Raw genomic sequence first — 13,138 nt, forward strand, 5'->3', positions numbered from 1 at the left:
CCAGGTGGACCAGGCGATCAACCGTTGACCTCAGCTCGCCAGCGCGGCCCCCGCCGTCGCCAGCTCCCGCACCTCCACGACGTCCATCCGCGCGGGGGTCCCCAGGACAGACGCCCCGCAGCTCTCCGGGCGGGCCGGCAGCGGGTTGCTCTGGGCGACGACGACCTGCCAGCGCCGGCCGTCCGTATGGGCCACGGTGACCTCCCAGCGCGGCGCCTCGCCCGCGGTGCGGACGACACCCAGCGCCTCGGCGGCGTACTCGTGGACGGCCGTACGGACCGCGAGCTCGGCGGCCTGGCCGGGCCGCTCCCAGGCGGAGCACCCGCGGCACCCGTCGACCACGATCCGGCCCTCCTGGGCGGCGTGGAGGACGTTCTTGACGGTGTGGGCCTCCGCGCGGCCGTACGCGTAGCCGTAGGGCAGGACGAGCACCGTGGGGGAGAAGCGATGACCACCCAGATGGGTGACCTCCCAGACGCCCGGTACGTCGGAGGCGGTCAGTTCGGCGGCGAGGGGGCGGCCGAGGAGGGCGCAGCAGCGGTCGCGCTTGCCGTTCGTGCACACCAGGGCGAGCGGGTCACCCGTGTGGGCGCGCGCGCCGAGGACGGTGTCGAACGTGCGGTGGTCGCCCCGGCCCAGGGCGGCGAGGTCGAGGTCCAGCAGCCGTTCGGGGTCCTGGGTGGCGGCGCTGCGCAGCCACACCCCGCCGGGCACGGTGTGGGCGGCGAAGACCTGGCGCAGGGGAGGGGTGCCGAAGTCGGCGTGGCGGCCGGGGCGCCGGATGAGCGCGACGCGGACGCCGGTGCCCTGGGCGGCCTTCTCCAGGGCGCGGCCGAGCCGCCGGTCCAGGTGGCTCTCGGTGAGCGCCTTGGCGCCCCAGGGGCCCGGCTGTTCCAGCAGGAGCCAGGTCGTCGCCGTGGCCGCGGTCCCGGAAACGGGCTCGTCGAGATCCCGCGCGACAGTCGTGCACGTACTCACAGAGGTGAGCCTAACCTGACTTGGCGCAGGGTGACTTGTCGACGGCGGTGTGTCCCGATCCGCGAAGTTTTCCGAGGGTGGCGCGGCTCGGGCTCCTACGCAGAGTGTCCGTTCGGTGCGTGTCCGTGGTCCCCGGGGAGCGGTCGAGGCGGTCGGGGGCCCACGTAGAGGCCGCTGGGGCGCATCCGAAGGGGGCGTTCGCCGTACTCCTCCAAGGCGTGCGCGATCCAGCCCGCCGTACGGGCGACGGCGAAGATCGCCTCGCCCGCCGCGGGGGCCATGCCGAAGGACTGGGTCAGGACGGCGAGGGCGAGGTCGACGTTGGCGTGCAGGGGGGTGTGGCGGGCGGTGGTGGCCACGACGTCCTGGGCCGCCGAGAGCGCCGGGAGCGCCTGGGGGATCTCCGCCAGGAGGGTGAACAGGGCACGCGCGCGTGGGTCCTCGCCGGGATAGAGCCGGTGGCCCAGTCCTGGGACGCGTCGGCCCGCCCGCAGCTCCTCGGCGATCACCGGGGCCGCGTCGCCCTGTTCGAGGACCTCGTCCAGCAGGCGGTGGGCGAGTCCGCTGGCCGCGCCGTGCAGCGGGCCCTCGACGACGCCCAGGCCCGCGGAGACGGCCGCGTACGCGTGCGCGCGGGCCGACGCGGCGACCCGGACGGCGAGCGTCGAGGCGGCGAGGTCGTGGTCGGCGAGCAGGCCGAGCGCCGTGTCCAGGGCGTTCAGCGCCGCCTCGGTGGGCGTGCGCGGGCTCAGCCGGGCCCACAGGCGCCGGGCCAGCGGGCCCTCGTCGCGGTGGCCGGGGTGCTGCGGGGGGAGGGCGGCCACCAGGGTCGGGATCAGGGTTCTGCCGGTGCCGACGACGGCCTGCTCGGACAGGTCGAAGCGCAGGGGGTCGACGACGGCCGACGCGACGGCCGCGGCCCTCAGCCGGTCGGCGGGGCCGGAGTGCTCCGGCAGCGCGCGGGCCGCCCGGCGGGCCGCCTTGAGGGACGCCTCCGGCGCGGTGAACGTCGCTCCCGCGCGCAGTTCACCCGTCCACAGCCACTCCGCGACCTCCTCGTAGGAGTGCGCGCCGGCCAGCTCGACCGCGTCGACGCCGCGGAAGAAGTACCGGTCGTCGGCGATGTACGTGAGGCGCGTGCGGACCGCGGGCTCGGTTCCGGTGCCGGGGCTCGCGGCGCTCTCCCGTCTGTTGCGGCGCGCGAGGGAGTCCACCTCGGCGGCGTCGAACGTGCTGCTCCGGCTGCCGGGTACGCGGCGGCTGCTGAGCTGGCCGCGGCTGACGTACGCGTACACCGTCTCGGGCTTCACGCCCAGCAGTTCGGCGGCCTCCTTGGTGCTCAGACGGCGTTCGGGGTGGCCGGGGGCGGGTTCCAGGTCGCGCATGGGGGTCACCGTATCCGGATGGAGTACACGTTGATTGGATCAATGTTGACAGTCATTTAGTCAATGATGGACAGTCTAATCAAGTTCAAGGAGGGAAATCATGTCTGTCAACAGGTCCACCCCGTCCTTCGTCGACGTCCCGCGCGGACTCGCCGGCGTCGTCGTCACCGACACCCGGGTCGGCGACGTGCGTGGCACCGAGGGCTTCTATCACTACCGGCAGTACTCCGCCGTCGACCTCGCGCAGACCCGCTCCTTCGAGGACGTCTGGCACCTCCTGGTCCACGGCGAACTCCCCGACCCCGTACAGGCGTCCGCCTTCGCCGCCGAGACGGCCGCCCTGCGAGCGCTGCCGGCCGAGGTGAAAGCGGCCCTTCCCCTCGTCGCCGCGTCGGGCGCGGGCGGCGCCGGACCGCTCGCGGGGATGCGGACGGCGCTGTCGCTGCTGGGTGCGGTCAAGGGGTTCCGGCCGGTGTACGACACGGACGCCGGGCAGCGGCGTACCGACACGCTCGTGGCCGCGGCGGCCGTGCCCACGCTGCTCACCGCGCTGTACCGGCTGGGGAAGGGGCTCGAACCGGTCGAGCCGCGGCGGGATCTGTCGTACGCCGCGAACTACCTGTACATGTTGACCGGTACCGAACCCGATCAATATAAAGCGCGGGCCGTCGAGCAGTACTTGATCTCGACCATCGACCACGGCTTCAACGCGTCAACATTCACCGCGCGCGTCATCGCGTCAACAGGTGCGGACGTCGCCGCCTGCCTCGTCGGCGCCGTCGGTGCGCTCTCCGGCCCGCTGCACGGCGGAGCGCCCAGCCGTGCCCTCGACACCCTCGACGCGATCGGCACCCCCGACCGCATTGATCCCTGGATTCGGAAACATGTACAGGCGGGCGACCGCATCATGGGATTCGGTCACGCCGTCTACCGCACCGAGGACCCTCGCTCCCGGATGCTCCGCGAGATCGCCCAGCGCTTCGGCGGCCCGCGCGTCACCTTCGCGGTCGAGGTGGAACGCCAGGTCGAGGCGATCCTCGCCGAACTCAAACCCGGCCGCGAGCTCCACACCAACGTCGAGTTCTACGCGGGCGTCGTCATGGAACTCTGCGGCCTCCCCCGCGAGATGTTCACCCCGACCTTCGCCTCCGCCCGCGTCGTCGGCTGGAGCGCGAACATCCTGGAACAGTCCCAGGACCCGAAGATCATCCGCCCGGCGGCCCGGTACGTGGGGCCGGAGGCGCCGGTGGCGGTGCCGGTCCTGCCCTGAACCGGGCCGCGCCCCGCCGAGCCCGGAGCCGGACGCTGCCGGGCCGAACCGTCCTCAGGCCGGTGGCGCCCCGTCCTCGCCGTCCATGAGCTCACGCAGAGCCTGATCGAAGCACCGGAAGAAACGCCCTTCCGGGCTGTCGGGAGAAAGGGCCTGCTTCGCCTCCCGGGAGAGAATCCAGTACTGCTGGAAAACCGGACTCCGGAGCAGTCGACGAGCGTGGACGATGATTTCCGAGTCCGGTATTTCGCCCCATTCGTGATGGAGTAGAAGCTGACTGTAGGTGAGATTGGCGAAGAGGAGCTGCCGTACGGTGTCCGGGTCCTGTCCCGGCCAGTCGTTCCAGACTTCGGCGAGCACAGGATCGTTCATCTGCATCTGGGTGAGCTGGACGTGCAGTCCCCGTAGATCGGCTGCCGCACTCCTGCGTAATTCCTCGCGGGACGCGATGAGTTCCAGCCTTTGGAGGGAGAGTTCTTCGCGCTGCATACGCAGTTCACGTTGCTGGAAGAAAAGTGTGACGACGAGGAGGAGTACGGCGATGCCTGAGAAGACGGCGCTGACCGCCCCGAAGTAGTCACCCAGCGCACTGCGCCGCGCGGCGGCCTGGAAGCCGCCGTTGACCTCCTCCACACCGTCCAGGAGCCAGCCGCTGACCACGATCGACATGACGCCCACGAGGGCGGTGCCGACGGTGGCCAGGGCGAACCAGATGACGGACCTTCTTGCCGAGTGCCACACGGATTCCGGTGCCAAGAAGCCCTCCCCGAGGTCGCCCAAGAGGCTTCCCCGGCGGGGAGGAGGGAAACGGCGTCGAGGGGAATGCGGGGTGGCGCATCAAGTCCCCGAGGGATAGTTCACTCGATATCCGGAATATCTTTCTTGGCGCGCAGAAGGGTCTCGCGAGTGATGATCACGATCCGTTCGTATTCGGCGCGCGACGCATCACCGGGAAGGAGAGGGTCGAGTTCGGATGTGGCCTCCCGTCCGATGACGGCGAAGCTCCCGTCCGAAAGCTCGAAGATATCGGGGCAGGACTGGCCGGCGGCGCTGCCCCGCTCCCGAGGGGGAACTCCCATACGTCGCACGATCTTCACAGGGACATACCAACCTTATGCTCGGAGAAAAAAAGACATCGGCCTCCGAGCGCGGTGGTCTCCGGGCGGGCGTGTGCGGCGGAGCGGTCCGTCTCCGATCGCAGGGGTGTTTCGTCGGAGTGCCCGGATGGGGCCAGCGACAAGATATCCAGTCACTGGCTCGTGGCGGGCGGACTTGGTGTCGTGAAGTCGAGTGAAGTTGACAGCCGGTCAGAGCGATTCCTCCGGAGGGTTCCCCACCACCCACCACTCGTCGGTGTCCGCGCTGTCGAGATCCTGGACCAGCTCGTCCATCATGCGCCCCAGCACGGCCTCCTCGGACGCGCTGGGCAGGCTCTTGCGATGCGGACGGGTGGCTTCCCAGTACTCGCGGAAGATCTGGTTCTGGCAGATGATCCGCAGATGACCGTAGAGCTCCGCCTTGGTCATGGCGCCGATCCGGTAGTAGTACAGGGCGTTCACGTACAGAGCGTTGGCGAAGAGGAACTGTCGCTGCTTCTGCGGATCGACGACGGACTCGTAGGTGTCGAGCACAGCTGCCAGGGCGGGATCGTCCATGGCCTTGCAGAGCAGATCGAAGTGGAGCCGGTGCTGCTCGGTGAGCGCGGCGCGTCGTCGGTGTCGTGCGACCGCCCTGAGCGCGGTCGTGAGACTCGTCTGTGCGGCTGAGCCCAACCCCCGTATCCCAAATTTCTGTGTGGCCATGTCAACCCCCGGTCCAGGCGGCCGTGCGCCGGTCGTCGGGGTGCGGGTGTGGTGACGGGGACCGGCGAAGCGGTGGGCGGCGCGTGCCGTCTCCCAGAGTGCCGAGCGGCTCTGATCGGCGGGGAGGCGGAGAGGAGGCGCACGGAAGGAAGCGAGGGTCGCACACCCCGGCGCCTTGCCTCACGTCTGCCCCGGACATGCTGACGACAATCGCTCACTTCGCGGCGATTCTTCCGGCTCGTATCCTGAGGTCGCAGACATTCCACGGCCGTGCTCCGGAGCGTGAACCGGCGCACGCGCAGGCGCGAAAGAGGTCGTACGTGGCGCAGGGCCGCACCCCGCAGGACTCCCCGCAGCACACCCCCCGGCAGATCCCCGTCGTCGTCCTCGCCGGATTCCTCGGCTCCGGCAAGACGACCCTGCTCAACCACCTGCTGCACCGCAGCGGAGGCAGCCGGATCGGCGCGATCGTCAACGACTTCGGGGCGATCGAGATCGACGCCATGGCCGTCGCCGGCGCCCTCGGCGACTCCACCGTCTCCCTCGGCAACGGCTGCCTGTGCTGCGCCGTCGACGCGAGCGAACTGGACTCCTACCTGGAGCGCCTGGCCGCGCCCGCCGTCGGGGTCGACGTCATCGTCATCGAGGCGAGCGGCCTCGCCGAACCCGGTGAACTCGTCCGGATGATCCTCGCGAGCGAACACCCCGCGATCGAGTACGGCGGACTCGTCGAGGTCGTCGACGCCGCCGAGTTCGACGTCACCCGCGCCAAACACCCCGAGATCGACCGGCACATCGGCCTCGCCGACCTCGTCGTCGTCAACAAGGTGGACCGCGCGCACGACGGGGAACGTGTGCTCGGGCTCGTTCGTTCACTGGCCGGGAGCGCCGCCGTCGTACCCGCCCGCTACGGCCGTGTCGACCCGGAGTTCCTCTTCGACTGCCGGCCCGGCGAGGAGCGGATCGGGCAGCTCTCCTTCGACGACCTGCACCGGCACGACGACCCGCACGGTCACGACGGCGGGCACGACAGCGGGGATGACGGCGGTCACGACGGTGGGCACAGCCACGCCGACCACCTCCACGCCGCCTACGACAGCCTCTCCTTCACCGCGACCGCCCCGCTCGACCCGCGCCGCCTGATGGCCTTCCTGGACGGCCGTTCCGAAGGGCTGTACCGCATCAAGGGATATGTCGACTTCGGGCCCGGCGACCCCCTCAACCGCTACTCCGTGCACGCGGTCGGACGGTTCCTCAGGTTCGTCCCGGAGCCCTGGGGCGAGGACGAGGAACGGCGTACGCAGCTCGTCCTGATCGGCACCGGGATCGACCGGGAGGCGCTCGACAAACAGCTCCACGCGTGCGTGCAGGACGCCCCACAGGCCGACGAGCGCGGCATGTGGGGCGTCCTGAGGTACGTACGCGACCCGGAGGCCGAGGAGGAGCCTCCCGGGGACCTCACCGAAGAGGCCCCCGAGGAGCTGCCCGGCGAGGACTAGGCCGTGTCTTTCGGATCAGCCCTGGGCGCGGGGTGTGGCACACGCATCTGCCGCGTTGTCGTCGGTCGCCATGGCTCCGCCATGACTCCCTCCTCCGCCTTGCAGTTGCACGCACCACACCCCGCTCACCGGCGTCACGAAGGCACCGCCTCTTGAGGCGGACCGATCCGAAAGACACGGCCTAGAACGGCCCCGCGACCACCGCCACCGTCTTCGGCAGCGACACCCCCGACCCGTCCCGGCGCGGATCGATCTCCGGCAGTTCGGCGGGCATCCCGTTCTTCTGCGCGGCCCGCGCGGGGACGGCGCCCGCCCAGCCGACCGAGAGGCAGTCCTCGCCCTTCAGGAACCGCTGGCAGCGCACGCCGCCGGTCGCGCGCCCCTTGCGCGGGTACTGGTCGAACGGGGTCAGCTTGGCCGTCGTCTGGACGGAGTCGTCCAGCGTGCCGCGCGAGCCCGCGACGGTGAACACCATGGCGTCCGCCGCCGGGTCGACCGCGGTGAACGAGATGACCTTCGCGCCGTCCGTCAGCTTGATGCCCGCCATACCGCCCGCCGGACGGCCCTGCGGACGCACCTGGGACGCCTGGTAACGCAGCAACTGGGCGTCGTCCGTGATGAAGACGAGGTCCTCCTCGCCGGTGCGCAGCTCCACCGCGCCGACGATCCGGTCGCCCTCCTTGAGGGTGATGACCTCCAGCTCCTCCTTGTTGGACGGGTAGTCCGGCACCACACGCTTGACGACGCCCTGTTCGGTGCCGAGCGCGAGGCCCGGTGACGACTCGTCCAGCGTCATCAGGCAGACCAGCGTCTCGCCGTCCGTCAGCGACACGAACTCCGACACCGGGGCGCCGCCGGAGAGGTTGGGCGCGGCGGCCGTGTCCGGCAACTGGGGCAGGTCGACGACGTTGATCCGCAGGAGCCGACCCTCCGAGGTCACCACCCCGATCTCGCCGCGCGCCGTCGCGGGCACCGCGGAGACGATCACGTCGTGCTTCGCGCGCGGGGCGCCGTCCTCCGCCGCGAAGGGCTCGCCGTTCGCCGTACGGGCCAGCAGCCCCGTCGACGACAGGAGCACCCGGCACGGGTCGTCCGCCACCTGGAGCGGCACGGCGGACGCGGTGGCGCCGGACGACTCCAGCAGGACCGTACGCCGCTCGGTGCCGAACTTCTTGGCGACCGCGGCCAGTTCCGTCGAGACGAGCTTGCGCAGCTCCGCGTCCGACTCCAGGATGCGGGTCAGCTCGGCGATCTCCGCGATCAGCCGCTCCTTCTCCGACTCCAGCTCGATCCGGTCGAACCGGGTGAGCCGGCGCAACGGGGTGTCCAGGATGTACTGCGTCTGGATCTCCGACAGGGAGAAGCGCTCCATCAGGCGCTCCTTCGCCTGCGCGCTGTTGTCGCTGGAGCGGATCAGCCGGATGACCTCGTCGATGTCGACGAGGGCCGTGAGCAGGCCCTCCACCAGGTGCAGCCGGTCACGGCGCTTGCCGCGCCGGAACTCGCTGCGGCGGCGCACGACGGTGAAACGGTGGTCCAGATAGACCTCGAGGAGCTCCTTGAGGCCCAGCGTCAGCGGCTGGCCGTCGACCAGGGCGACGTTGTTGATGCCGAACGACTCTTCCATCGGAGTCAGCTTGTAGAGCTGCTCCAGGACGGCCTCCGGGACGAAGCCGTTCTTGATCTCGATGACCAGCCGCAGGCCGTGCGCCCGGTCGGTGAGGTCCTTGACGTCGGCGATGCCCTGGATCTTCTTCGAGCCGACCAGGTCCTTGATCTTGGCGATGACCTTCTCGGGGCCGACGGCGAAGGGCAGTTCGGTGATGACGAGGCCCTTGCGGCGGGCCGTCACGGTCTCGACCGCGACCGTCGCCCGGATCTTGAACGTGCCCCGGCCCGATTCGTACGCGTCCCGGACGCCGTCCAGGCCGACGATCCGGCCGCCCGTCGGCAGGTCGGGGCCCGGGACGAACTTCATCAGGGCGTCGAGGTCCGCGTTCGGATAGCGGATCAGATGCCGGGCGGCGGCCACGACTTCGCCCAGGTTGTGCGGCGGCATGTTCGTCGCCATGCCGACCGCGATCCCGGAGGAGCCGTTCACCAGGAGGTTCGGGAAGGCGGCGGGCAGCGCCACCGGCTCCTGCTCCTGGCCGTCGTAGTTCGGGGCGAAGTCGACCGTGTCCTCGTCGATCGACTCGGTCATCAGGCTCGTCGCCTCGGCCTGCCGGCACTCGGTGTACCGCATGGCGGCCGGCGGGTCGTCGTTCCCCAGGGAACCGAAGTTGCCGTGGCCGTCGACGAGGGGCACGCGCATGGAGAACGGCTGCGCCATGCGCACCAGCGCGTCGTAGATCGACGCGTCGCCGTGCGGGTGCAGCTTGCCCATCACCTCGCCGACGACACGGGCGCACTTGACGTAGCCCCGGTCGGGGCGCAGGCCCATCTCGTTCATCTGGTAGACGATGCGGCGGTGGACCGGCTTCAGGCCGTCGCGGGCATCGGGCAGGGCGCGGGAGTAGATGACCGAGTAGGCGTACTCGAGGAAGGAGCCCTGCATCTCGTCGACGACGTCGATGTCGAGGATTCGCTCCTCGAACGAGTCGTCGGGCGGTGGGGTCTTCGTGCTGCGGCGGGCCATCGCTGCCGGCTCCTCTTTTCTGGTCGCTTACCTGCGGGGCGCTCAAGTCGGTGCCGAGCGGGCCGGGTTGCCCTCTGCCCCTGGAGCCCGGGCCCCGGTGAGGGCCGGACTCGCTCGTGCGTGACGTGTCTCAAGGGTCTGACGTCGACCATTGTGGACCGTGGCACTGACAACCCGGGCCAGGGCCCGGTGTCACGGGCCCGGACGGGCGAGCACGGGCCGTTCCCCCACGGTCGCCCGCAGGTTACGCGATCCGCTCTCGGCGTACGTCCGCCGGGAACTTCGCCGACCGTCCGCGCGCTTGCATACAGTGACAGGACCGGCAGGAAACTCCGCGGTTCGAGGACCGCGCCGCGATCGAAGGGACGTACATGCCCATGGGTCACACGGCCACCGCCCAGGCAGGCTCCGGGGGCCTGACAGCGACCGAGCACCGCCTGGCCAACGGCCTGCGCGTGGTGCTCTCCGAGGACCATCTGACCCCCGTCGCGGCGGTGTGCCTCTGGTACGACGTCGGCTCGCGCCACGAGGTCAAGGGCCGCACCGGCCTCGCCCACCTCTTCGAGCACCTGATGTTCCAGGGCTCCGCCCAGGTCAAGGGCAACGGCCACTTCGAGCTGGTCCAGGGCGCCGGCGGCTCCCTGAACGGCACCACCAGCTTCGAGCGCACCAACTACTTCGAGACCATGCCCGCCCACCAGCTGGAGCTCGCCCTCTGGCTGGAGGCCGACCGCATGGGCTCCCTGCTGGCCGCCCTGGACGACGAGTCCATGGAGAACCAGCGCGACGTCGTCAAGAACGAGCGCCGCCAGCGCTACGACAACGTCCCCTACGGGACGGCGTTCGAGAAGCTGACCGCCCTCGTCTACCCGGACGGCCACCCCTACCACCACACGCCCATCGGCTCGATGGCCGACCTGGACGCGGCGACCCTGGAGGACGCGCGCGCGTTCTTCCGGACGTACTACGCGCCGAACAACGCGGTCCTGTCGGTGGTCGGCGACATCGACCCGGAGCAGACGCTCGCCTGGGTCGAGAAGTACTTCGGCTCCATCCCCGGGCACGACGGCAAGCCCGCGCCGCGCGACGGCTCCCTGCCGGACGTCATCGGCGGTGAGCTGCGCGAGGTCGTCGTCGAGGAGGTCCCCGCGCGCGCGTTGATGGCCGCCTACCGGCTCCCCGAGGACGGCACGCGCGCGGGGGACGCGGCGGACCTGGCGCTCACCGTCCTCGGCGGCGGCGAGTCCTCCCGCCTGTACAACCGCCTCGTACGGCGCGACCGCACCGCCGTCGCGGCCGGCTTCGGCCTGCTGAGGCTGGCCGGGGCGCCCTCCCTGGGCTGGCTGGACGTCAAGACGTCCGGGGACGTCGAGGTGCCCGTCATCGAGGCCGCCATCGACGAGGAGCTCGCCCGGTTCGCCGCGGAGGGCCCGACGGCCGAGGAGATGGAGCGCGCGCAGGCCCAGCTGGAGCGCGAGTGGCTGGACCGGCTCGGCACGGTCGCCGGCCGCGCGGACGAACTGTGCCGGTTCGCCGTCCTGTTCGGCGACGCGCAGCTCGCCCTCACGGCCGTGGGACGCGTGCTGGAGATCACCCCCGAGGAAGTCCAGGAGGTCGCCAAGGCGCGCCTGCGGCCCGACAACCGCGCGGTGCTCGTCTACGAGCCCAAGCACCCCGACACCGCCGAGGACGCGGACGTCCCCGGCGACCCCGCGCGCGAAGCGACCGTAGAGGCCGGCGACGACAACGAGGAGACGGCCAAGTGACCGAGCTCGCCACGATGGACTTCCACCCGCAGCCCCAGGCGGGCGAGGCCAAGCCCTGGGCGTTCCCCGCGCCCGAGCGCGCCACCCTCACCAACGGCCTGACGGTCCTGCGCTGCCACCGCCCCGGCCAGCAGGTCGTCGCCGTCGAGGTCCTCCTCGACGCGCCCCTGGACGCCGAGCCGACCGGCTTGGACGGCGTCGCGACGATCATGGCGCGGGCCTTCTCCGAGGGCACCGACCGGCACTCCGCCGAGGAGTTCGCCGCCGAGCTGGAGCGCGCGGGCGCCACGCTCGACGCGCACGCCGACCACCCCGGCGTCCGGCTCAGCCTGGAGGTCCCGGCCTCCCGGCTCGCCAAGGGCCTCGGACTGCTCGCCGACGCCCTGCGCGCGCCCGCGTTCGCCGAGGGCGAGGTCGAACGGCTGGTGCGCAACCGGCTCGACGAGATCCCGCACGAGCTGGCCAACCCCTCCCGGCGGGCCGCCAAGGAGCTCTCCAAGGAGCTGTTCCCGGCCGACGCGCGCATGTCGCGCCCGCGCCAGGGCACCGAGGAGACCGTCGAGAAGATCGACGCCGCCGCCGTCCGCGCCTTCTACGACCGGCACGTCCGCCCCGCGACGGCCACCGCGGTCGTCGTCGGCGACCTGAACGGCATCGACCTCGACGCCCTGCTCGCCGAGACCCTGGGCGCCTGGACGGGCTCCTCGGCGCAGTCCCGGCCGGTCCCGCCGATCACCGCCGACGACACCGGGCGCGTCGTCATCGTCGACCGGCCCGGCGCCGTCCAGACGCAGTTGCTGATCGGTCGGATCGGCGCCGACCGGCACGACCGCGTGTGGGCCGCCCAGGTGCTCGGTACGTACTGCCTCGGCGGCACCCTGACGTCCCGTCTGGACGCCGTCCTGCGAGAGGAGAAGGGCTACACCTACGGCGTGCGCGCCTTCGGGCAGGTCATGCGGTCCGCTCCGGACGGCTCCGGCGCCTCCATGCTGGCCATCAGCGGCTCCGTCGACACGCCCAACACCGGTCCCGCGCTCGCGGACCTGTGGACCGTCCTGCGCACGCTCGCCGCCGAGGGCCTCACGGACGCCGAGCGCGACTTCGCCGTGCAGAACCTCGTCGGTGTGGCGCCGCTCAAGTACGAGACCGCCGCGGCCGTCGCCGGGACCCTCGCCGACCAGGTCGAGCAGTTCCTCCCGGACGACTTCCAGGCGACCCTCTACCGCCGGCTCGCCGCCACGGGGACCGTCGAGGCGACCGCCGCCGCCGTCAACGCCTTCCCGGTCGACCGCCTCGTCACGATCCTCGTGGGTGACGCGAAGGAGATCCGGGAGCCGGTCGAGGCCCTCGGGATCGGCCCGGTGCGGGTCGTGACGGCCGAGTAGGAGCCGACAGCCGACGGGCACGCGCGCGTGGGGGACGCCGGATGTCAGGCGTCCCCCACGCGCGCGTTCACCGTTCGCACAGCGACACCGCATCCGAACGCGCGTTCCCGGTGATGACCGTTTTAGTCCGGAGCGTTCGCCTCTGCCCTGTGGTGTGCGCTACAAAAACCCCTGTGCGTTTGGGAATCGACGGCGGCCCCTCTAGCGTCGTCCGGGCTGTTCGTCGGGCAGTACGCCGCACACCGCGGCACCGGACAGCGATCGCCGAGTCCCCGTACGGCGCGAGCCAGGGGAGCCGGGGACCCACCCAGTCCCTGGGGTGAATCGGGCGCGTGCGCCCGTAGGAGACCTTCCTGCTCCGAACCCGTCAGCTAACCCGGTAGGCGAGAGGGAAGGAAAGGACGAACACGACCTC

General features: G+C 71.1%; 10 protein-coding genes and 1 riboswitch. Of the genes, 4 read left to right on the forward strand and 6 right to left on the reverse strand.

The window, feature by feature from the left end; all coding sequences use genetic code 11:
- Positions 1 to 30: 30 nt before the first annotated feature.
- Both ABZX85_RS04245 and ABZX85_RS04250 read right to left on the reverse strand, forming a co-directional pair.
- Positions 31 to 978, reverse strand: a complete 948-nt coding sequence (locus ABZX85_RS04245; RefSeq protein WP_355862430.1) for a sucrase ferredoxin — start codon at positions 976 to 978, stop codon at positions 31 to 33.
- A gap of 95 nt (positions 979 to 1,073) precedes the next feature.
- Complete coding sequence (locus ABZX85_RS04250) at positions 1,074 to 2,363, reverse strand: citrate synthase (RefSeq protein ID WP_355862431.1); 1,290 nt, start codon at positions 2,361 to 2,363, stop codon at positions 1,074 to 1,076.
- 100 nt (positions 2,364 to 2,463) lie between these two features.
- On the opposite strand from ABZX85_RS04250, the gene ABZX85_RS04255 reads away from it, so the two are divergent.
- Positions 2,464 to 3,633: a citrate synthase/methylcitrate synthase gene (locus tag ABZX85_RS04255; protein ID WP_355862432.1), complete on the forward strand. Its 1,170-nt coding sequence runs from the start codon at positions 2,464 to 2,466 to the stop codon at positions 3,631 to 3,633.
- 54 nt (positions 3,634 to 3,687) lie between these two features.
- Here ABZX85_RS04255 and ABZX85_RS04260 read toward each other — a convergent pair whose 3' ends face one another.
- The 3 genes from ABZX85_RS04260 to ABZX85_RS04270 form a co-directional block, all read right to left on the reverse strand.
- Complete coding sequence (locus ABZX85_RS04260) at positions 3,688 to 4,389, reverse strand: DUF6082 family protein (protein WP_355862433.1); 702 nt, start codon at positions 4,387 to 4,389, stop codon at positions 3,688 to 3,690.
- A 101-nt stretch (positions 4,390 to 4,490) separates the two neighbouring features.
- On the reverse strand, positions 4,491 to 4,730 hold the full coding sequence (locus ABZX85_RS04265) for a hypothetical protein (protein WP_355862434.1): 240 nt from the start codon (positions 4,728 to 4,730) through the stop codon (positions 4,491 to 4,493).
- 210 nt (positions 4,731 to 4,940) lie between these two features.
- The gene (locus tag ABZX85_RS04270; protein ID WP_355862435.1) at positions 4,941 to 5,435 is read right to left on the reverse strand and encodes a DUF6082 family protein; all 495 of its coding nucleotides are present in this window, start codon (positions 5,433 to 5,435) and stop codon (positions 4,941 to 4,943) included.
- A gap of 320 nt (positions 5,436 to 5,755) precedes the next feature.
- Between ABZX85_RS04270 and ABZX85_RS04275 the strand changes: the two genes are divergently transcribed.
- Complete coding sequence (locus tag ABZX85_RS04275) at positions 5,756 to 6,934, forward strand: GTP-binding protein (RefSeq protein WP_355862436.1); 1,179 nt, start codon at positions 5,756 to 5,758, stop codon at positions 6,932 to 6,934.
- Between the two features lie 181 nt (positions 6,935 to 7,115).
- Here ABZX85_RS04275 and ABZX85_RS04280 read toward each other — a convergent pair whose 3' ends face one another.
- Entirely contained in the window at positions 7,116 to 9,572 is a 2,457-nt protein-coding gene (locus ABZX85_RS04280; RefSeq protein ID WP_355862437.1) for a DNA topoisomerase IV subunit A, read from the reverse strand.
- Positions 9,573 to 9,943: 371 nt separating this feature from the next.
- Here ABZX85_RS04280 and ABZX85_RS04285 point away from each other — a divergent pair, with 371 nt between their 5' ends.
- Positions 9,944 to 11,338, forward strand: coding sequence for a pitrilysin family protein (locus tag ABZX85_RS04285; RefSeq protein ID WP_355862438.1), 1,395 nt, complete (start codon positions 9,944 to 9,946; stop codon positions 11,336 to 11,338).
- On the forward strand, positions 11,335 to 12,723 hold the full coding sequence (locus ABZX85_RS04290) for a pitrilysin family protein (RefSeq protein ID WP_355862439.1): 1,389 nt from the start codon (positions 11,335 to 11,337) through the stop codon (positions 12,721 to 12,723). The genes ABZX85_RS04285 and ABZX85_RS04290 overlap by 4 nt, the downstream gene beginning before the upstream one ends.
- Before the next feature lie 252 nt (positions 12,724 to 12,975).
- A riboswitch (cyclic di-AMP (ydaO/yuaA leader) is annotated at positions 12,976 to 13,124 on the forward strand.
- The last annotated feature ends 14 nt before the right edge of the window (positions 13,125 to 13,138 follow it).

It is taken from the genome of Streptomyces sp. NPDC004539 (assembly GCF_040610055.1).
Taxonomy (GTDB): Bacteria; Actinomycetota; Actinomycetes; order Streptomycetales; family Streptomycetaceae; genus Streptomyces.

Excerpts from the sequence above, each read along its gene's own strand:
- ABZX85_RS04270 (WP_355862435.1), bottom strand. The coding sequence starts at position 5,435 with ATGGCCACACAGAAATTTGGGATACGGGGGTTGGGCTCAGCCGCACAG.
- ABZX85_RS04250 (WP_355862431.1), bottom strand. The coding sequence starts at position 2,363 with ATGCGCGACCTGGAACCCGCCCCCGGCCACCCCGAACGCCGTCTGAGC.
- ABZX85_RS04280 (WP_355862437.1), bottom strand. The coding sequence starts at position 9,572 with ATGGCCCGCCGCAGCACGAAGACCCCACCGCCCGACGACTCGTTCGAG.
- ABZX85_RS04255 (WP_355862432.1), top strand. The coding sequence starts at position 2,464 with ATGTCTGTCAACAGGTCCACCCCGTCCTTCGTCGACGTCCCGCGCGGA.
- ABZX85_RS04285 (WP_355862438.1), top strand. The coding sequence starts at position 9,944 with ATGCCCATGGGTCACACGGCCACCGCCCAGGCAGGCTCCGGGGGCCTG.